Here is a 20,341-nt window from a genome sequence, read left to right as displayed (position 1 = left end):
AAAAATATCCGCCATTGCCGCGTGCGATGGCGGATGTTAATCAATGGATTGCCTGCGCAAACGCTGCCCGGCGCGATCCAGCCACAGATAAATCACCGGCGTGGTATACAGGGTGAGCATCTGGCTAAATATCAGCCCGCCAATAATGGAAATCCCCAACGGTTGGCGAAACTCAGAGCCATAACCTGACCCCAGCACCAGCGGCAATGCCCCCAGAATGGCTGCGCAGGTGGTCATCATGATCGGGCGGAAGCGGATCATACAGGCGCGCATAATTGCCTCTCCGGCGCTGCGCTGATGTACCCGCTGCTCGGTGACGGCAAAGTCGATCATAATGATGGCGTTCTTCTTCACGATACCGATCAGCAGGATCACCCCGACCAGCGCAATGATCGACAGCTGTGTATCGGTGATCAGCAAGGCAATCAGCGCCCCCACACCCGCCGAAGGCAGGGTGGAGATAATGGTCAGCGGATGCATCAGGTTTTCATACAGGATCCCCAGCACGATATACACCGATACCAGCGCCGCCAGTACCAGCAGAGGCTCGCTGGCGACCGATTGCTGGAATACCTGCGCCGTTCCCGAGAAATGCCCCTGGATACTGGCTGGCATCCGCAGTTGCGCCACCGCAGTCTCCACCTGCTGGGTGGCCTGGCCGATCGACGCGCCCGGCGCCAGGTTGAACGAGGCGGTGATTGCCGGAAAGACATTCTGATGGTTAATCGAAATGGCGGTTTTATCGAGGGTAAAGCGCGCCATGGCGGCAAGGGGCACTAAGGTATTGCCGCTGGTCTGCGCCGTGGAGGAAGGCGTGACGGTAGCGGCGGTGGGGCTGCCTTCGCTGGTCTCCGGCACGCCAGCGGGAACATAAATCCCGGTCAATGCTGCCGGATCCGCCCAGTATTCTGGCGCCAGCTCCATCACCACATGATATTGGTTGGTGGATTTATAGAGGGTGGAAACCTGCCGCTGGCCGAAAGCATCATACAGCGCCTGATCGATAGAGGCGAAAGGCACCCCCAGCCGTGATGCGCTATCGCGATCGACATTCACCGTCACCTGCATACTGTTATCCTGCTGATCGGTATTGATGTCCTGCAAAATGGGCAGGGTATGCATGGCGGCCACCACCTTTGGCACCCATTCATCCAGTTCGCTCTGGTCATCCGCCGTTAGCGTGTATTGATACTGCGCGCCGCTCTGTCGTCCACCAACGGTAATATCCTGGGCTGATTGCAGATAAAGCCTGGCTCCCGGAATGCTGCCCAGCGCGTGGCGCAGCTGCGCAATGACCTCGTCGGCCGTGGCTTTGCGCTCACCCAGCGGTTTCAGGGTGACAAACATGAAACCGCTGTTGATGGCGTTCGAGCCACCGATAAAGCTCCCCACCGAGGCCACGTTGGGGTTTTTCAACACCCGTTGATTGATTTCGAGAAATTTATGCTGCATGGCGAAATAGGAAATACTTTGTGATGCCTGCACCCGACCAATCAGCCTGCCGGTATCTTCCTGCGGAAAAAATCCTTTCGGGATAACGATATACAGCACCAGGTTAAGCAGCAGCACCAGCAGGGTGACCATGCCCATCAGTACCGGATGACGCAGTACCCAGCCGAGGGTATGGCGGTAGAAACGATGGAAGCGCGAGTCTGGCCAGGCGTCGTCCGATGCCTGATGCTGTTGGCTGGCGCGGAGCGTGAGGCTGGCCAGCATGGGTGTCACCGTGAGCGAGATCAGCATCGACATCATAATCGCCACCGACAGCGAGACGGAAAATTCGCGGAACAGGCGTCCGACGATGCCGCCCATCAGCAACAGCGGGATAAACACCGCCACCAGCGATACGCTGATGGTCAGCACGGTGAACCCCACTTCACGCGCCCCTTCAAGCGCTGCCTGCACTGGCGGGGTGCCGCGTTCCAGATGACGCATGATGTTCTCCACCACCACAATCGCATCATCCACCACAAAGCCGGTGGAGATGGTCAGCGCCATCAGCGACAGGTTATTGAGGCTAAAGCCCAGCAGATACATCACCCCAAAGGTACCGAGCAGCGACAGCGGCACCACAATGGCGGGTACCAGCGTGGTGCGCCAGTTGCGGAAGAAAGCAAACGTCACCAGGGTGACCAGCAGCACCGAGATCAACAGGGTAATCTCGACTTCAAGCAGCGAGGCGCGGATGGTGGTGGTGCGATCCATCAGAATGTTGAGCCGGATGGTCGGAGAGATGGAAGCCGATAAAAAGGGCAGCGCGGCTTTGACGTTATTCACGGTATCAATCACGTTGGCACCCGGCTGTTTGTAGACGATCAGCAGCACCGCGGGCCGCCCATTGGACAAGCCGTAGTTCTCCAGATTCTCCACATCCTGACGGACATAGCCGAGATCGGCGATGTGCACCACCTGCCCGGCAGTCTGCCGCACCACCAGCGGGCCGTAGTCCGTCTGCTGGTACAGCATGTCGTTGGCACCGAGGGTAAAACCGGTCTGGCCCGCCTGATAGCTCCCCTTTGGCAGATTGACGTTAGCATTGGCAATCACCGCGCGGATCTGTTCCAGGCTGATGCCATAATGGTTCACCCGGTTGGGATTCAGCTCGATACGGATGGCTGGCAACGCGCCGCCGCCGACGGTCACATCACCCACGCCAGCGGTTTGTAGCAGCTTTTGCTGCAACACGGTTGAGGCGGCATCGTAAAGCTGTCCGCGCGTCGCTGCATCCGACGTCAGGCTAAGGATCAGGATCGGGGCATCTGCCGGGTTCACTTTACGGTAGGTCGGGTTGCCTTCGAGATTGGCTGGCAGGTTGGTGCGGGCAGCGTTAATCGCCGCCTGAACATCGCGGGCGGCGCCATCAATATCGCGGTTGAGATCGAACTGCATCACGATGCGCGCCGCGCCGAGCGAACTGACCGAGGTCATCTGCGTGATGCCGGCGATCTGACCAAACTGGCGCTCCAGCGGCGTCGCGACCGAGGTGGCGACGGTGGTGGGATCGGCCCCCGGCAGGGTGGCGGTGACGCTGATGGTGGGGAAGTCCACCTCTGGTAACGGGGCGACCGGCAGCAGTTTGAACGCCAGTATGCCCGCCAGTGCCAGGCCCACGGCGAGCAGCGAAGTGGCAATCGGCCGCCGGATAAAGGGTTCAGACAGGTTCATGCTGCCGACCTTGCGCGCCAGCGGCTGACCGCGTCACCCAGGCTGTGCATCGCCAGGTACATCACCGGAGTGGAAAACAGCGTCAGCAGCTGGCTCACCACCAGTCCGCCGATAATGGCGATGCCCAGCGGATGGCGCAGCTCCGATCCCATCCCGGTGCCGAACGCCAGCGGCACGGCGCCAAACATCGAGGCGAGGGTGGTCATCAGGATCGGGCGGAAACGCAGTTCGGCGGCTTTGGCGATGGCCTCCACCGGCGGCAGGCCCTGGTTACGCTCCAGTTCAAGGGCGAAGTCAATCATCATGATGGCGTTCTTCATCACGATACCAATCAGCAACACGATGCCAATCAGGCCGATGATGTCGAACTGGGTGCCGGTGATCACCAGCGCCAGCAGCGCGCCAAGCGCTGCGGAAGGCAGGGTGGAAAGAATGGTCACCGGATGGATAACGCTTTCGTACAGGATGCCGAGCATCAGATACACCACGACAATCGCGGCCAGCACCAGGAAGGCCTGGTTGGTCAGCGAGGACTGGAACGTGGCCGCGGCCCCTTCCAGCGAGACCTCTACGGCGGCGGGCACGGCAATCTGCTGCCGGATAGCGTCCAGATGTGACAGCGCGGTGCCGAGGGTATAGCCCGGCGCCAGATTGAAAGACACATCGGCATAGGGGAACTGTCCCTGGCGATTCACCGTCAGGGGCGCGGGGATCACCGTCATGGTTGCCAGGGTCGCCAGTGGCGTGACGCCGCAGGACGCCGTGGCGACATACAACCCGGACAGCAGGCCCGACAGGTTGTCATCGTCCTTATCCGCCTGAACCACCACATGATATTGATTGAGATGGGTGTAGATGGTGGAGATCTGGCGCTGACCAAAGGCATCATAAAGCACATCATCAATCGCCTGTGGCGTGACGCCAAGCCGCGATGCGGTGGCCCGGTCGAAGGTTAACTGCACCTGATTGCCCTGTAGCAACGCCTGGCTCTGCACATCGGCGAACGCCGGGTCTTGCTTCATTGCCGCCAGCAGTTTGCCGGTCCATTGCGTCAGCAGCGCCGGATCGGTGGCCTGTAATCCCACGCGATAGCTGGTGGAGGAGATGCTGTCATCCAGCGTCAGATCCTGCACCGGATGCAGGTACAGACGCATTCCCGCCAGGTTGGCGGTGGCATTGGACAGGCGACGTATCACCGCGCTGCTGCTGTCTCGCGCGCTTTTATCACGCAGATTGATCAGCACCGTTCCCTGGTTCAGCGTCGGGTTGGTCTGGTTGATACCGACAAACGACGACAGGCTGGCCACCGCCGGGTCTTTTAATATTTCCTCCACCAGCGTCTGCTGTTTCCGGGCCATTGCGGGGAAGGAGATATCGGGCGCAGCCTGTGCAACCCCTTCCAGTAACCCGGTATCCTGCTCCGGGAAAAAACCTTTCGGCATCAGCGCCAGCACCACAAAAGTCAGCACCGCCGTCAGCGCCACCGACAACAGAATCAATCCACGATGGCGCAGCACCCAGCCGAGGCTTTGCACATAACGCTGATTGATATGATCGAAGAAATCCGCGCGCCGATTCTCTTCATGGGTCTTAAACATTTGTGAGCACATCATTGGCGTCAGCGTCAGGGAGACCACTGCCGACACCACGATGGCAATCGCCAGCGTCAGGGCGAATTCGCGGAACAGACGGCCAACGACATCCCCCATAAACAGCAGCGGGATCATCACCGCAATCAACGAGACGGAGAGCGAAATAATGGTAAACCCGATCTGTTTTGCCCCCTTCAGGGCGGCATCCAGCGGGGTATCGCCCCCTTCGATATAGCGGGTGATGTTTTCAATCATCACGATGGCATCATCGACGAGAAAACCGGTGGCGACAGTCAGCGCCATCAGCGTCAGGTTGTTGAGCGAGAAGCCGAGGCTCCAGGCGATAGCCAGTGTCCCGATCAGCGACAGTGGCACCGTGATCGCCGGGATCACCGTCGCCGCCAGTTTGCGCAGAAAAACAAAGATCACCATGATCACCAGCGCAATCGCCACCGCCAGTTCATATTCCACATCGGTAACCGAGGCGCGGATGGTTTGGGTGCGGTCGGTAAGGATATCGACTTTGATGGTGCCGGGCAGGCTGGCGCGCAGCTGCGGCAACAGAGTTTTCACCCGATCCACCACCTCGATCACGTTGGCACCGGGCTGGCGCTGGATATTCAGCACGATGGCCGGTGTGGCGTTGGTCCATGCCGCCTGATATTTATTTTCAGCGGCATCAACCACATGGGCGATATCTGCCAGCCGGACCGCTGCACCCGCTTTATAGGCGATGATGATGTCCTGATAATCCGCAGCGGACTGCAACTGATCGTTCGCGCCGATGGAGTAGGCTTCAAACGGTCCGCTGAGATTGCCTTTCGCCTGGTTAACATTGGCGTTGCCGAGGTTGGTACGTACGGTGTCGATAGAGATACCCAGCGCGTTCAGCGCCGCCATATTGACATCGACACGAACTGCCGGGCGCTGTCCGCCGCCGATGGTGACCAGACCGACGCCGGAGATCTGCGAGATTTTCTGCGCCAGGCGGGTATCGGCCAGATCTTCAATACGCGTCAGGGGCAGGACATCGGAGGTCAGGGAGAGGGTCAGCACCGGAGCATCGGCAGGGTTAACTTTGCTGTAAACCGGAGGATAGGGCAGGTTAGTGGGTAAGTAGCTCGCCGAAGCATTAATCGCCGCCTGTACCTCCTGTTCCGCCACATCCAGCGATAACGCCAAATCAAACTCCAGCGTGATCACCGAAACGCCGTTCGAGCTGGTGGAGTTCATGGTCTTAAGGCCGGCCATCTCCCCGAGTTGTACCTCGAGCGGCGCGGTAATCGAGGAGCTGACCACCTCAGGGCTGGCGCCGGGATACTGGGTAAACACCTGAATGGTCGGATAATCCACATCCGGCAGCGCCGAGACGGGCAGCAAACGGTAACCGATCAATCCGGCCAGCAGCAGCGCAATCATCAGCAGCGCGGTCGCGATCGGGCGTTCAATAAAGGGGCGAGAGACGTTCATGGATACCCCTTGCTATTGCGACACCACATGGACCCGCGCGCCGTTGTCCAGTTTATCTGCGCCATCCGTCACCACATTTTCACCGGTTTTCACGCCGCCGTTAAGAATCGCCGTATTTGTGCCGCTGACCGGGCCAACGCTGACATTGCGCAGTTCAACCTTATTATCTGCGCCCACCACAAAGATAAATTCGCCTTTGCTGCCGTGCTGGATGGCTGCGGTGGGGATAACCGGCACCTGTTTCAACGTGTCGGCCTGCATCCGTACGTTGACAAACTGATTGGGAAACAGCGCATGGCCGCTATGCGGGAACTCGGCCTTCACGCGGAGGGTGCCGGTGCTGGTATCAACCTGATTATCAACCGCAATCAGGCTGCCCTGGCTGAGCAGCTTCTGGCTGGTACGATCATAAGCCAGCACCGGGACGGTGCCGCGTGCCGTCGCCTCGCTGATTTGGCTTAGATCATCTTCCGGCACCGCGTACAGCACGGTGGCTGGCTCCAGTTGGGTGATCACCGCAATCCCGGTGGTGCTGGTGGTGGTGATGTAGTTACCGGGGTCCACCAGACGCAGGCCGATAACGCCATCCACCGGAGAACGGATGGAACAGTAGCTCAGCTGGACTTGCAGATTCTGCACGTTGCCGGTATCGAGCTGCACCGTCCCTTCATCGCCTTTTACCGTGGCAAGCTGGGTATCCAGCGTTTGCTGGGTCAGTGCGCCGGCTTTGATGGCCTGCTGGTAGCGACGCAGATTCACACGATCATTAGCCAGCAATGCCTGATCGCGCAGCAGGGTGCCTTGCGCCGCATTCAGTTCGGCTTCAATCTGGCGCGAATCAATATGGGCGATAAGCTGGCCCTGGGTGACATGCTGGCCTTCTTTGAAGTCAACCTGATCAAGAATACCGGCAATTTGCGGCATCAGCGTAACGGTGCGGGTAGGGGTGACGGTGCCTAACGCATCGATAAATACCGGAACATCTTCCGCTTTGACCGCAACTGCGGTGACCGGTGTTGCGGGGGACGATGTGGTTTTTTCAATGGCCGGTTGACGGAAAAAAAGCCAGTACATCGCCAGCAGGGCCACCAGCACCACTAATAACAATCCCGTGAAAGTCACTTTTCTCATCGCGCCGTTCTCAATCGCCATCCTGATGACCATTCAGACCACTTCCCGGACGTCAGGGGGAGTGGGCACCAGACAGTTCTTCCGCTAATCGAATTGCGGATCGACCGAATGAGCACAGCCGCTATTGGGATCGCTAAGATCATCCATACAGGTTTGTTCATCCAGAGGTTCAGCTGATGTTGATATATTAGCTGCCGGAGACGGTTCCCCGACTGAGCAACCGGTGAGGTCGCACAAAAGAACTAAAAAAAACAGATTTCGCATGACTGATCCCTCAGGGTGCGCGAGTATCTGACTGATAATTAACATCATCACCAGAAAGCCGCTGTGCAGGCTTAGTTACGAAAATTACAAAATAAAACAACAACCCGATTTATATAGTTTGCGCCCTGCAAGAGGTTGCCATCTGGCAGGGCATCATTTTGATAAAAACTATTTTTTATAAACTTCCAGACCAATATCTTTATGGTTGGATTCATCGCCGACATTATCAACAATGCGGTAAAAACAATGGCTTGCTTTTATTTGTCCACTTTCACGACATTTTTTGTTGGCTGCTTCTGAGAAGGCGCGATGGCCAATGTTTGGGGTGCCTTTTTGTGTAACGGAAACGTTTCCAATACTCTGGTATCCGCCAGATTTGACCTCATCCGGGTTAACCATTTTGGCGGCGAAAGAAGAAGCGGAAAACAACAGGGGCAGGGCTAATATCAAACCGAAATATTTCATCTTATATCCTTATCTGGGTGATTATTCGAGTGCTCAGAGGCAAGATTGATCAGAGCCATTTAATTTCTAGCACTTATTTTCAGGAAAGCAATGCCGCCGCTTGCGATATATATTTTTTCGCTGAAAAACAAGGTGGCTTTTTTTTGGGAGAAATTCGGTCTTCTCAGAAATGTCTTATTAATAAACGGCTATTGGTTTCCGAATTATTTTATTTATTGAGTGCGTGTTATTAACGTGAATCGCCATTATTTCTGACCAAAATAAAAACGGGCAGCCCCAATCAGGGAGCCGCCCGTTCTGCTTTTTATCGCGAGGGATTCAGTGAAATTTCTTACCGCATCAATGTTTAACCAGCACCTGTTCCCCGGCATTTTTCTCCAGCCGCAGCACATCCAGCAGGGACAACAACACCATCACGGAGACGCCGATAAATGCCACATGAATATCGCTCTGTTGCATGGTGTCGTGCTGATGCCACAGCATTGAAGCACGCAGGAACAGCGCCGCCAGCGCGATACCGGCGCTCATGCTGAACTGGAAAAAGATGCTGAAAATAATCGAGGCATCGCTCATTTTTTGCTGCGGCACATCGGCAAAACCGAGGCTGTTGTAGCAGCTGAACTGCAACGAACGCGACAGGCCGCCAATAAACAGAATCGCCGCAATGGCGAAGTAGCCTAGGGAGGGGCTTAACAGCACACATCCCAGCATGGCGAACAGGCTGATGACGCCGTTAACCAGCATCACCCGCCGGAATCCCCAGCGCTTCATCAGCCAGGTGGTCGCGGGCTTCATCGCCAGATTCCCGGCAAACACCCATAACACCATCATGCCAGCCTGCGCGGCGCTCCAGCCAAAACCTAACTGAAACAGCAGCGGCAGCAGAAAGGGCACGGCATTAATGGAGGCGCGAAATAAAGAACCGCCGCCCGCGGCGTTGCGGAAGGTGGCAATCGCCAGGGTGCCGAACGGCAGCAGCGGATGCGGATGCTTAAGGCTGTGGCGGTAGCTCAGCCAGCTGCATATCAGACCGACCAGCAACAGCGGCAGGCCGATGTTCATCAGCATATGGCCGAGGGTTTCCAGCGCGATGATTAATGCGGTACAGGCGGTCGCGGTGAGCAGAAAACCGCGCAAATCAAAGGGTCGCGGCTGATCCTGTTTAAAATGCGGCACCAGGTAGGCGGTGGCGATCAACGCCGCGATGCCTAATGGAATGTTGAGCCAGAAAATCCACGGCCAGTGCCCATAGGTGACGATTAACCCGCCGAGCGGCGGCCCTAACACCGGGGCGATCAACCCCGGCCAGGTGATAAAGGCGATGGTCTTCACCATGTCTTTTTTCTCTGTCACGCGCAGCACTACCATCCTGCCCACCGGCACCATCAAAGCCCCGCCGAGGCCTTGCAGCACGCGGCTCAGGGTAAACAGGCCGAGATTGTCGCTCAGCCCGCACAGCACCGAGGCGAGGGTAAACAGCAGAATAGCCGAGGCAAACACCGTTCTGGCACCGAACCGTTCCGCCAGCCAGCCGCTGGAAGGAATGCCCACCGCGACGGCCAGCAGATAGGCGCTGACGCCAATATTTAATGACACCGGACTGACCAGGAAGTCGCGCGCCATTTGCGGGATAGCGGTGGCGATAACGGTCGAGTCGAGATTCTCCATAAAAAAGGTGACGGCCACCAGTAACGCCAACGCCATGTTATTACTGTATTTATTTGCAACGCCTTCGATTTGTTCAGTCATGTTTTCGCCTTGCCAAATCCCTGCGTAACGTCCGATCTGACGATCTGCAACTGCAATCAACATGCGAATGCGGCCAGGCGCTCAGACAACACGCGTGACTAACCCGCTGGATAAAAACCAGGTTAATCGTGGCCTTATGTGTAGCGGACAGCAACAACGAGTATGTTTCTGAAGGTGAATGGGGGACGGCGATGATGGGGAAAACGCCGGGCGCTGGCAGGGATGACGGCCCGATCGTCGCATCGGTCAGGCCGTCGCCGTTGGTTACGGCGCCAATACCCAGATGTGATAGCCTCCCTCTTTCATCTCCGCTCCCTCCAGCTCTTTTTCAAAGCCGGGAAAGCGTTCACCCCATTCAGCAATGCTGCGGATATAGCTCAGCCAGGGGCCGTCAGCGTCGCCAAAACTTTCTCCCGGCATCACAATCGGAATCCCTGGCGGGTACGGAATCACCCCCACCGCCGAGGTGCGACCGGCCAGCTGGCTTAGCGGCAACTGTTCACAATGGCCCGCCATATGTTTCTGAAACGCCTCGCGCGGCAGCGTCACCGGCTGCGGCAGCTGACCAAAGGCTTCGGATTGCAGGCGATCCATCTGGCTGGTGCGCATATAAGCGAACATCTCGTTGCAGATATCCTTCAGCCCCATTTTGCCGTAACGACTTTCATGGCCCGTCACCAGATCCGGCAGACAGCTGACCAGCGGGGTGTTGGCATCATAATGCTGCTTGAACTCCAGCAGCACGTTAATCAGGGTGCCCCATTTGCCCTTGGTCACCCCAACCGAGAACAGGCACAGCACCATAAAATCGGTGGTGCGCGAGGGAACAATGCCGTGCTGGCTGAGAAAAGCGGTCAGCATGGCGGCCGGGATGCCGCTCTCCAGCATCTCGCCATCATCGCCCATGCCGGGGCACAAAATCCCGGCTTTGATCGGATCGAGCAGGCACCACTCCTCTTCCAGATCGCCAAAGCCATGCCAGGCTTCGCCGGGTTTTAAAACCCAGCAAGCGGGATCGGAGATCAGCTGCTGACGTGAGGCATCAACAAAGGGCACGCGTTTACCACTGGCGGCATCGGTAATTTCGGTCGCGTTCCAGGGGGCGAAAAACCATTCGCCGCGCGACTTATAGGTGGCGTTGACTTTTGCCAGAGCGAGGCGGAAATCAACCGCTTCGTTAATCACTTCCTGAGTTAAGGTTTCCCCCTGTTTGCCATCCATCATCGCTGCGCCGACTTCATTGGCAGCGATGATGGCGTACAGCGGCGAGGTGGTGGCCTGCAACATATAGGATTCGTTAAAGCGCGAGTGCTCGACCGGCTTTTTACCGTTACGCACATGGATCCACGATGCCTGCGACAACGCCGCCAGCAGCTTATGCGTGGAGTGGGTGGCGAAAACCGTTGGCCCGGCAGGATCGTGATCGGCCGGATCGCCGCGCATGGCAAAGCGATCTTTATAGAACGGATTGAAACGCGCATAGGCATACCAGGCTTCGTCAAAATGAATCTGGTCAACGCTCTCCGCCAGCAGCGCCTCGGCTTCGCTGGCGTGGTAACACATCCCGTCATAGGTGCAGTTGGTGACCACCGCATACACCGGCTTTTGCTGCACGGCCAGGGCGGCGAACGGATGGTTTTTGATCTTTTCGTTGATAGAGGCCGGTGTGAACTGCCGCCGCGGGATCGGACCAATAATGCCAAAGCGGTTACGCGTCGGGACAAAAAACACCGGGATCGCACCGGTCATCACCAATCCCTGTTCAATCGATTTGTGGCAGTTGCGGTCGCACAGGGCGAATTCTTTCTCGCCGATCACTGCCGCCATGATGGCGCGGTTCGAGCCGGAGGTGCCGTTCAGCACCGAGTAGCTTTGATGTGAGCCAAAGATACGCGCCGCATAGGTTTCGGAGTCCTTTATCGGCCCGGAGTGATCCAGCAGCGAACCCAGCGAACCGCGCTCGATGCCGGTATCGGTGCGAAACAGATTCTCGCCGAAATAGTCATAGAATTCGCGGCCCACGGCGGTTTTGGTAAAGGCAATGCCGCCCTGATGGCCGGGCGCCGCCCATGAATATTCTGGCGAATGCTGGGTGTAATTAAACAGCGCTTTGGTGAAGGGCGGCAGTAAACGGTCGAAATAGCGATCGATCAGCGTCAGCGCGCGGGCGGCAATAAATTCGGCGGTGTCTTCCAGCATCCAGACAAATTCATTCACCAGTTGCAGCACGTCGAGGTTGAGCGAATCGATGCAGGAGTGCTCGGCCATTAATAACACCGGCACTTCGCGATTGCGGTAGCGGATGGCCTGCAACAGGGCAAAGGCTTCGCGGTGGCTATCGTCATCATTTTTGCCTAAGGTCCAGTCGACAAACGCACAGCACACCGAAGAATCAGACATGATGGTGGAGATGGCATCGGTAAAACTGGCGCAGCCAATCACCGCCAGATTGTTCTCTTCAAGTGCCTCGATCAGCTCCAGCACGGCGCGCCCACCGGTGGTATTTGGCGCAAGGATACTGTCATCGACCACCAGTACGGTGCGCTTCTTATGCGGACTCATATCTAACATCTTTCGCTCCTCAGTTAGTCTTCCTGCGGCTGGGCATCAAGGGGGTAGGGATTTTTGTGGCGACGGTTGTAGTTAATGGTGTACATCGCGGTAATGACCATGATGGCGACGAATGACCACATCACTTCCTGCGCGCCAGAACCGACCACGGCCCAGATGCAGTAGAGGAAGGCGATGAGGGTGACAAAGGCAAAGGTGCGACGCCGGTTGCCCAGATGGCCATGCCCCACCAGCAGCAGCGCGGCGCAGGTGTAGAGATAAGGAACCAGGGTGAAAATCACCGATACCGACGACACCAGGGCGAATTGCGCGGTGGCATTGGGTGAGATGGTGGTGAGCTGGAAGACGGTCATCAGGATGCCGAGAATAATCAGTCCGGCTACCGGCACGCCATTTTTACTGATTTTGCCAAAGATGGGAGGAAACAGCCCATCATCAGCGGCTGCTTTGGCGGTCTGGCTGGCGAGCAGCGTCCAGCCACCTAAGGATCCCAGACATCCGGCGGCGGCACAGAAGGTCACCACCGCCCCGGCGGTATTCCCCAGCGCCATACGCGCGGCATCGCCAAAGGGAGACGCGGACAGCCGCAGATCGGCGTTCGGTATCATGCCCATGATGGCGGTAGTGGAGAGCACGTAGCAGACGGCGGAAATCAGTACGCCGCCGAGGGTGGCGATGGGCACATTACGTTTCGGATTCTCCACCACCGCCGCCGCTACTGAGGCGCTCTCAACGCCGATAAACGACCACAGGGTGACGCTTAAGGTGCTTTGGATCGCGCCGAAAGTGCCCTGGCCGCTGACATTCCACGCGCTCATATAGGTGGCGCCGCTAAACCAGAACCAGCCAAAAATAGCCACCGCCAGGATGGGAAAGAGCGCCAGCACGGTGGCGACGGCCTGCACTTTGGTGATCATCTGCGGGCCGATAATATTTAAAATGACAAACAGCCACAGCACCGCAATACAGGTAAAGGTCAGGATGAGCGGATTATTTAATGCCGGAATGAAATAACTTAAATATCCAACACCTATCACCACCATCGCGATATTACCTATCCAGCACGCCAGCCAGTAGAGCATGTTAGTCTGGTAACCTAAAAAGGGACCAAAGGCGCGACGGGCATAGGCATAAGAGCCACCCGGACTGGGATCGAGCGAGGACATCTTGGCATAGACAATGGACAGCGACAGCGCGCCGATAATCGTCACCAGCCAGCCGTAAATGGCGATACCACCGGTATTGGCCAGGCTGGCGGGCAACAGAAAAACCCCGGAGCCCATAATATTTCCTGCCACCATTAACGTCACGGGGACTAATCCAACTTTCTTACCTTCAGGCGTAGCCATACACCCTCCATGTATTGAGACATGTGGTTTAAATAGCGGGGAATTTTTTAATGAATCAAATCTATAGTTGATAATTATTTACTTTGCGTAATGAGTTTTGGGCGATTTTTATTACGGCTTCGTTTAATCAGCGGATAGGCCTTGTTTTGCCTTGCCTTTTTAAATGTCAGAATTAATTTCGCGCCAAAGTCGTGGCTTTTTATTTTTTACTGGCAACAAAAGCAGACTGACCATCAGCAGGGAGGTGAGGGTGATGGAAACAGACGGCTTTATTATAAAATGGATGGGTTTTTAATGTTTAACCGGATGATAAATAGGGTTTTGTCTTATTTTTTAGATCCATTGATTTGTGTTATCAGGTACTGCGCTCATCTCCACAATTTGTGCATTTTACAAAGACTCTGCGGTAATAGGTGCGGGGAGATGTAAGCAGGCTACTCATATTTTCACGATGATGATAAAATTTGGCCCTTAATCTTCCGGGATGGACGTATGTTACTGAAAGTAGAAAAGCTCAACATCCTGAGCGGCGTAAACTCTTTTTTATTCGCCTTTGCCGTGCTCAGGATGCTCGCCATCGCGTTTTCCCTCATGTTCCTGTTTATGGCTGCCCCGCTGCGCGCAGCGGATCGAGACGACGCAGCCAATCGCATTGTCAGTGGGATCATCAGTTTTACTTACTGGCCGGGTTTAAAGCACCCGCCGCAGCTCTGCGTGTTGCCGTCGGCGCGCCATTTCTCGCTGCCTGCTACCACCGGTCAGCCAGCGGCTGATACGGCGTTTAGCGTGGTGTATCTCGCCAGCGAGCAGGAGCTGCAAACCCAGCAATGTGACGCCATTTATTTTGTTAATCAATCACCAGAGCAGCAGTCCGGGCTGCTGGAAAAAGTCAGTCACCGTCCGGTGCTGGCGCTGGCTGAAAACAATCCGCAATGTACCCTTGGTGCAGCGTTTTGCCTGATTTTTCACCCAGATAAGACAGTATTTTCAGTAAATCTCGACTCTCTCGCCAGAAGTGGCGTGAGAGTCAATCCGGACGTGTTATTGCTGTCGCGTAAAGGAAGCCAGTAGGATGAAATTCGAAAAAATAAAAACAGAAAAATCATCGATTCGGCATAAATTACGTAAAATCGGCACCATTAATGCGGCGGTTATTTTGCTGCTGTGCTGGTTATTACTTTTTTCCACTTCCATGCTGTTTATTAAAAGCTATGAAAAACGCAATCTGGAACTGATTGCCACCACGCTCAGTACCAGCCTGACGGCGGCCACCGTTTTTGAAGACAGCTATGATGCGAAGAAAAAAGTCATGCTGTTGGGTGGCGAAGGCATGTTTTCCACCGCGAAACTGGTGACGTCGGAGCAAACCATATTAGTGGACTGGCAGGGAAATCAGGACGACAACAGCCGCTTCCAGCAGATGTTGCGTAACTGGATCTACGCGAAACCGCTGAGTATTGATGTCACCCATGACGATGCCAAAGTCGGTACGCTGACCCTGTCGGGTACCGTCACCAATGTCACGGATTTTATTGAATATTCTCTGATTATTTTAACCTGTAGCATGGTGTTCGTATTTATCGTCTCTTTTCTGGTGAGCGAGTTATTGCATCGCGGCATCCTCGCGTCATTCAGAAATATCACCAGTACCATCCATTACGTTATTCGCTCCGGCGATTTCTCCCTGCGTATTACCGACAGCTCCACCAAAGAGTTTCAGCTGTTTTCCGAGGACCTCAATTCGCTGCTGGCGGAAATGCAGACCTTAAAGACTTCCCTGCTGCGGGATAATAAGTCGCTGGCTGCCAAAGCGCTGAAAGATCCCCTGACCGGGCTGGCAAACCGCGCGGCCTTTATCAGCAAACTGAATAAGCTGCTGGATCAGCAACTGGCGCAGGAAAACTTTGTGCTGCTGTTTCTCGATGGCGATCGCTTCAAAAGCATCAACGATACCTGGGGTCATGCGGCGGGTGATGAAGTGCTGAAAACCATCGGCGCCAGGCTGTCAGAACTGGTGGATGAAAACGATCTGGTGGCCCGCCTCGGCGGCGATGAGTTCGCCATGCTGATCACCAGCATGACCACCCATCAGGAGTTGCAGCAGCTTACCAATATGATCAGCTCAAGCATCGCGCAAAAGATTGCGATTTCAGAGGGCCTGAATATCAGCACCTCGGTGACTATAGGTTATGCCTGGTCGCAGCACGGCGATTCGGTGACTTCCATTCTTGAGCGTGCGGATATGCATATGTACAAAAACAAAGGCATTACGAAGGTTACGAAATGAAAACGAAAATTTTCCTTTTTTTATGCGTCATGGCTTGCGTCGGTTGCCAGTCAAAAAGAACCTTCAGCGATGAACAAATCGCGGCGATGCGTAAAGAGGGCTTTAGCCAGAATGCGGAAGGCTGGGGTCTGGGGATCTCAGACAAAATTCTGTTTGGTGTGAATGAATCAGACCTGACGCCGCAAAGCAAAACCACCATCAACCGCATGGCCACCAATCTCGCCGCGACCGGGATTGAACATCTGCGCATCGACGGCCATACCGATAACTACGGCACCGCCAGCTACAACGAACAGCTATCGCTGAAAAGGGCTAACGCGGTGGCGGCGCAGTGGGCGACAGGCGCGGCGTTACCCCGCAGCAATATTGAAACCCGTGGACTGGGTATGCAGTATCCGGTGGCAGGCAATAACACCGCGCAGGGGCGCGCCCAGAACCGCCGTGTCGCCGTGGTGATTACCGCGCCATAGCCAGCAGCGCGCGGTCTTTGCCAGTAGCGTATTCGGTCGACTCTCTCTATGATGAGGTGTTTTCCCGCACGATTGTTGCGAATGATCAATGCCTTAGGAAATAGCGTGAGATGACCATGTTACATGACCTGGATTTACGTCAGCTGGAAGCCTTCGCCGCGGTGATTTCTGCCGGTAGCGTTACGGCCGCCGCCAAAGCGCTGAATCGCTCGCAGCCAGCGGTATCGCGTCTGATTCAGGAACTGGAACAATCGCTCGGTTATCCGCTGTTTATCCGCAACGGGCCGCGTATTCATCCTTCCGAAGAGGCGCTGCAACTGCATCAGTACGTGCAGAAAGCGCTGCTATCATTGCAGCAGATCCGTCTGCGCGCGCAGGAGATTGGTCAGCAGCAGCAGCGTCCGCTGAGTATCGCCGCCACCCCCGCGCTGGCCGCTGGCTTACTGCCGCAGGCGCTGGCGCGCCTGAATCTGCAAAATAAAGTACAAATTATCAGTGAGTCCGCAGAGCAGACGGCCCATGCGGTCATCACCGCTGAGGCCGATCTCGGTCTGTGCAGCCTGCCGCTGGAGCATCACGCCGTGGAGCTGCACTGGATAGGCCAGTCGCGTTGTGTGGTGGCGCTGCCACAGGACGATCCGCTGGCGGAAGAGGCGGAACTGACGCTGAGCAGCCTTGCCGGGCGCCGCCTGATTGCCCCCTGGAGTCCGCTGCGCCTGCGCGGCCGCTTCGAAAAAGCGCTGAAAAAAACCCGGGTGCCGCCGCACGAAACCATCGAAACCAACTCCTCCGCCAATATTCTCGCCTGCGTGCGAGCCGGACTGGGGGTGGCGATCCTTGAACCTGTTACCGCCTGGGGGATGCCGCTGGCCGGGGTGGCGATCCGACCGTTGCAGGAAGATATTCCCTATTTCTTTGGCGTCATCACGCCGCAGGGTCGTCAGTTATCGGCGGCGACGCAGGCGCTGGTCGATGCGCTGGAGCAGGCGGCGCAGACCCTCCTGCCGGGTTTTCAGCGATTAGCCGCCAGCGAACACCCACGCATTATGCGACTGATTAATCAGGACTAAACTCCCCGACGTCATCCTTTCCTTCCCTGCTTAGAACTTTTCCTGCTTAAGATATAAGAAATCCATTGGTTATGAAGTGAGCATGTTGCTTGACACCTTTTCGGGCCAGAGGGATTATGCGAAACCTTAGTCATTACTATGCGTTTAGTTGATAGTTAATCATTAACTATGCGTTATACAGATAATAGAAAAGCACCTTATTCAGACCCGCTGCGGCGGGTTTGCGCCTGCTCCGGGGAAAAACATCATGACGCAAGCACAGTCCAGCGGTCTTCTGGCGCTCGAAGCGCAGCTTCAGCAAGATCTCGAATTCCTCGAACTGCCCGCCAAAGCCTGGGTGCCTGCGCGTACCCATAACGGCGCGCCAGTGCGTGATGTGGTGGTGATTGGCGGCGGCATGTGCGGGCTGGCGGCGACGGCAAAATTACTGCTCACCGGCATCAATAACGTGGTGGCCTATGATGCGGCCCCCGCCGGTCTGGAAGGGCCGTGGGTGACCTTTGCCCGCATGGAAACGCTGCGTTCGCCGAAAAGCCTGCATGGCCCATCCCTCGGCCTGCCGCAGCTGACGTTTCGCGCCTGGTTTACCGCCCAGTGGGGGAAAGAGGCCTGGCAGGAACTGGACAAAATCCCGAAAAATCAGTGGATGGAGTACCTGATCTGGTATCGCAAGGCGCTGAATCTGCCGGTACATAACAACGTGCGTATTACGGCGATTGCCGCAGAAGGTGAACTTATTGCGCTCGATCTGAGCGGCGCAGAAACCGGCCGCGTCTACACCCGCCGTCTGGTGCTGGCAACCGGGCGTTCGGGCCTCGGCGGTTTTGCCGTACCGGACTTTTTGCAGGGCATCGACCGCAAATTCTGGGCGCACTCCGCCGACGATATTGATTTCGCGGCGCTACAGGGCAAACGCGTGGCAGTGATTGGTGCCGGGGCGTCCTCGATGGATAACGCCGCCACCGCGCTGGAAAATGGGGCCGCTGCCGTGGACCTGCTGATTCGCCGCAAGGCCATGCCGCGTATCAACAAAATGACCGGCATCGGCAGCCAGGGCGTGGTGCACGGTATGCATCAACTGCCGGATGCGTGGAAATGGAAATTTGTCGATTACACCGCGACTACCCAAACGCCGCCGCCGCGCTCCTCCACGCTGCGCGTTTCACGCCATAGCAATGCCCGCTTCTTCCTTGATTGCGCGATTGACGCCGTAAGCCAGCAGCCGGATGGCCTGCTGATTGACACCACCCAAGGCGCGCTGCGTTACGACTACCTGATTGCCGCCACCGGCTTCAGCAACGACTTCAACGGGCGCCCGGAGTTTGCCGCGATTGCGCCCTTTATCCGCAGCTGGGCTGACGGTCGCTACCAGGCCGCAATGGGCGCGCCGCGCAGCAATATGCTGGATGCGCCCGACCTCGGTCCGGCCTTCGAATTTCGCGAACGTGAGCCGGGCAGCTGTCCGATGCTGGCGCATATCCACTGTTTTAACGATGCGGCGATGCTGACGCACGGCAAAGTATCTGGCGATATTCCGGCGGTTAGCGCCGGTGCCGATCGTCTGGTGCGTGGCATTGCGGCGTCGCTGTTTGCCGAGGATGTTGAGACCCACTTCGACAACCTGATGGCTTTTGACACCCCTGAATTACAGGGCGATGAATGGGTGGATTCCACACCCTTACTCAAACAGGAGAAAGCGTTGTGATCGACGCCATTGATCAGTCCGCCGGACTGACACCAGAGGATGAGCTGTATCGTGCGCGCCGTTTTCGCCCGGAGTTTGTCGATGGAGCAGAGCAGTGCCGCCAGTCGGTGCTGGCCCCGCAGGACGACCAGGGTCTGGCTGCCGATTTACGTGTGGCGCTGGCGCATCGCATGGCGTTACTGAATGGCGATGCGCATCTGCTGGCCGACTACGCCGCCCAGCTGGCGCAACTGACGCCGTCTGCCGCGCTGCTGGCGCTGGCCCGCGGTGAGACGGATTTAGCCGAACCGCTGGCGACGCTGGCCCGTCATACCGATCGCGTCACTAAAACGCCGTTTGACGCGGATGCCAGCCATATCCGCCTGCTGGAGCAGGCCGGGCTGAACAACCCGCAAATTGTCGCGCTGTCTGAGCTGATCGCCTTTGTTAACTTCCAGACCCGCGTGGTGTCCGGCTTACGTTTGATGAGGTCCGTATGATTCCGTTAGTCAGCCTCAAACCATTGCACTGGCATCCGTATATCACGCCGGTTGACGTTGCCGCCGCGACGCCAGCGCAGCTCGACGCGATGAAGGTGACGCCATCGAACAAGAAGATCTCCGATTACGTGCGCACGCTGGCGCATGATCCGGAGAGTTACACCGCGCGTACCCTGCTGTTCAACGCCATTATGTATGTGGATGGCGGGCTGAATCGCGCCGACCGCGAGCTGGGCGCACTGGGCGCATCGATCGTCAATGGCTGCAAATATTGTGCGGTGGTGCACGCCCGACGCCATGCCCAGCTGACCGAAAGCGAAGCGGTGGTGAGCGCGCTGTACTTCGACAAGGCCGACACCCTCGGCCCGCGTGATGCCGCTATCTATCGCTTTGCCCGCCGCCTGTCGGTGACGCCATCCGAAGCCACGCCGGAAGATGTGGCCGCGTTGCGCGCTCAGGGCATGGATGACAACGAAATCATCGACCTGATCCACGCCATCGCCATTTTTGGCTGGGCCAACCGTCTGATGCATGTGCTCGGCCACGCCAGCATTGAGAAATAACCGTCTTTCAC

General features: G+C 56.7%; 14 protein-coding genes. 7 read left to right on the top strand and 7 right to left on the bottom strand.

The features are described from left to right. Positions 1 to 36: 36 nt before the first annotated feature. The 7 genes from AC6I8V_RS16895 to adiC all read right to left on the bottom strand — a co-directional run bounded on the left by AC6I8V_RS16895 (position 37) and on the right by adiC (position 13,756). Complete coding sequence (locus AC6I8V_RS16895; RefSeq protein WP_497843378.1) at positions 37 to 3,165, bottom strand: efflux RND transporter permease subunit; 3,129 nt, start codon at positions 3,163 to 3,165, stop codon at positions 37 to 39. Further along, on the bottom strand, positions 3,162 to 6,227 hold the full coding sequence (locus AC6I8V_RS16890) for an efflux RND transporter permease subunit (RefSeq protein WP_497843377.1): 3,066 nt from the start codon (positions 6,225 to 6,227) through the stop codon (positions 3,162 to 3,164). Before AC6I8V_RS16890 ends, AC6I8V_RS16895 begins: the two co-directional genes overlap by 4 nt. A gap of 12 nt (positions 6,228 to 6,239) precedes the next feature. Further along, complete coding sequence (locus AC6I8V_RS16885) at positions 6,240 to 7,391, bottom strand: efflux RND transporter periplasmic adaptor subunit (protein ID WP_497843376.1); 1,152 nt, start codon at positions 7,389 to 7,391, stop codon at positions 6,240 to 6,242. A gap of 399 nt (positions 7,392 to 7,790) precedes the next feature. After that, positions 7,791 to 8,087 (bottom strand): hypothetical protein, encoded by a 297-nt coding sequence (locus tag AC6I8V_RS16880; protein ID WP_497843375.1) that lies wholly within the window; start codon positions 8,085 to 8,087, stop codon positions 7,791 to 7,793. A 339-nt stretch (positions 8,088 to 8,426) separates the two neighbouring features. Beyond that, positions 8,427 to 9,836: an MFS transporter gene (locus AC6I8V_RS16875; RefSeq protein ID WP_497843374.1), complete on the bottom strand. Its 1,410-nt coding sequence runs from the start codon at positions 9,834 to 9,836 to the stop codon at positions 8,427 to 8,429. A 264-nt stretch (positions 9,837 to 10,100) separates the two neighbouring features. Next, complete coding sequence (locus AC6I8V_RS16870) at positions 10,101 to 12,407, bottom strand: Orn/Lys/Arg family decarboxylase (protein WP_497843373.1); 2,307 nt, start codon at positions 12,405 to 12,407, stop codon at positions 10,101 to 10,103. Positions 12,408 to 12,421: 14 nt separating this feature from the next. Continuing rightward, positions 12,422 to 13,756, bottom strand: coding sequence for an arginine/agmatine antiporter (gene adiC / locus AC6I8V_RS16865; RefSeq protein WP_497843372.1), 1,335 nt, complete (start codon positions 13,754 to 13,756; stop codon positions 12,422 to 12,424). 492 nt (positions 13,757 to 14,248) lie between these two features. Here adiC and yfiR point away from each other — a divergent pair, with 492 nt between their 5' ends. The 7 genes from yfiR (at position 14,249) to AC6I8V_RS16830 (ending at position 20,330) form a co-directional block, all read left to right on the top strand. Next, a complete protein-coding gene (gene yfiR / locus AC6I8V_RS16860; protein ID WP_497843371.1) occupies positions 14,249 to 14,827 on the top strand; it encodes a regulatory sequestration protein YfiR in 579 nt (192 codons plus the stop codon). Position 14,828: 1 nt separating this feature from the next. Next, complete coding sequence (gene dgcN / locus AC6I8V_RS16855; protein WP_497843370.1) at positions 14,829 to 16,043, top strand: diguanylate cyclase DgcN/YfiN; 1,215 nt, start codon at positions 14,829 to 14,831, stop codon at positions 16,041 to 16,043. Beyond that, a complete protein-coding gene (gene yfiB, locus AC6I8V_RS16850) occupies positions 16,040 to 16,513 on the top strand; it encodes an outer membrane lipoprotein YfiB (RefSeq protein ID WP_497843369.1) in 474 nt (157 codons plus the stop codon). The genes dgcN and yfiB overlap by 4 nt, the downstream gene beginning before the upstream one ends. Before the next feature lie 110 nt (positions 16,514 to 16,623). Continuing rightward, a complete protein-coding gene (locus AC6I8V_RS16845; protein ID WP_497843368.1) occupies positions 16,624 to 17,583 on the top strand; it encodes a LysR family transcriptional regulator in 960 nt (319 codons plus the stop codon). 247 nt (positions 17,584 to 17,830) lie between these two features. Further along, positions 17,831 to 19,288 carry an NAD(P)-binding domain-containing protein gene (locus AC6I8V_RS16840; RefSeq protein ID WP_497843367.1) on the top strand — a complete coding sequence of 486 codons (1,458 nt, stop codon included), beginning with the start codon at positions 17,831 to 17,833 and terminating at the stop codon, positions 19,286 to 19,288. Further along, positions 19,285 to 19,767: a CMD domain-containing protein gene (locus AC6I8V_RS16835; protein WP_497843366.1), complete on the top strand. Its 483-nt coding sequence runs from the start codon at positions 19,285 to 19,287 to the stop codon at positions 19,765 to 19,767. Before AC6I8V_RS16840 ends, AC6I8V_RS16835 begins: the two co-directional genes overlap by 4 nt. Beyond that, on the top strand, positions 19,764 to 20,330 hold the full coding sequence (locus AC6I8V_RS16830) for a peroxidase-related enzyme (protein WP_497843365.1): 567 nt from the start codon (positions 19,764 to 19,766) through the stop codon (positions 20,328 to 20,330). The genes AC6I8V_RS16835 and AC6I8V_RS16830 overlap by 4 nt, the downstream gene beginning before the upstream one ends. Positions 20,331 to 20,341 lie beyond the last annotated feature (11 nt).

The organism is Pantoea sp. X-Soil-TKNS-1207 (assembly GCF_059730485.1).
This window is presented reverse-complemented; position numbering and strand designations above follow the sequence as displayed.

Bases quoted from the DNA above. Each gene is read 5' to 3' on its own strand.
- yfiB (WP_497843369.1), top strand. From the start codon at position 16,040: ATGAAAACGAAAATTTTCCTTTTTTTATGCGTCATGGCTTGCGTCGGT.
- AC6I8V_RS16875 (WP_497843374.1), bottom strand. From the start codon at position 9,836: ATGACTGAACAAATCGAAGGCGTTGCAAATAAATACAGTAATAACATG.
- AC6I8V_RS16880 (WP_497843375.1), bottom strand. From the start codon at position 8,087: ATGAAATATTTCGGTTTGATATTAGCCCTGCCCCTGTTGTTTTCCGCT.
- yfiR (WP_497843371.1), top strand. From the start codon at position 14,249: ATGTTACTGAAAGTAGAAAAGCTCAACATCCTGAGCGGCGTAAACTCT.
- dgcN (WP_497843370.1), top strand. From the start codon at position 14,829: ATGAAATTCGAAAAAATAAAAACAGAAAAATCATCGATTCGGCATAAA.
- AC6I8V_RS16895 (WP_497843378.1), bottom strand. From the start codon at position 3,165: ATGAACCTGTCTGAACCCTTTATCCGGCGGCCGATTGCCACTTCGCTG.
- AC6I8V_RS16845 (WP_497843368.1), top strand. From the start codon at position 16,624: ATGACCATGTTACATGACCTGGATTTACGTCAGCTGGAAGCCTTCGCC.
- AC6I8V_RS16870 (WP_497843373.1), bottom strand. From the start codon at position 12,407: ATGTTAGATATGAGTCCGCATAAGAAGCGCACCGTACTGGTGGTCGAT.
- AC6I8V_RS16840 (WP_497843367.1), top strand. From the start codon at position 17,831: ATGACGCAAGCACAGTCCAGCGGTCTTCTGGCGCTCGAAGCGCAGCTT.
- AC6I8V_RS16830 (WP_497843365.1), top strand. From the start codon at position 19,764: ATGATTCCGTTAGTCAGCCTCAAACCATTGCACTGGCATCCGTATATC.
- adiC (WP_497843372.1), bottom strand. From the start codon at position 13,756: ATGGCTACGCCTGAAGGTAAGAAAGTTGGATTAGTCCCCGTGACGTTA.
- AC6I8V_RS16885 (WP_497843376.1), bottom strand. From the start codon at position 7,391: ATGGTCATCAGGATGGCGATTGAGAACGGCGCGATGAGAAAAGTGACT.
- AC6I8V_RS16890 (WP_497843377.1), bottom strand. From the start codon at position 6,227: ATGAACGTCTCTCGCCCCTTTATTGAACGCCCGATCGCGACCGCGCTG.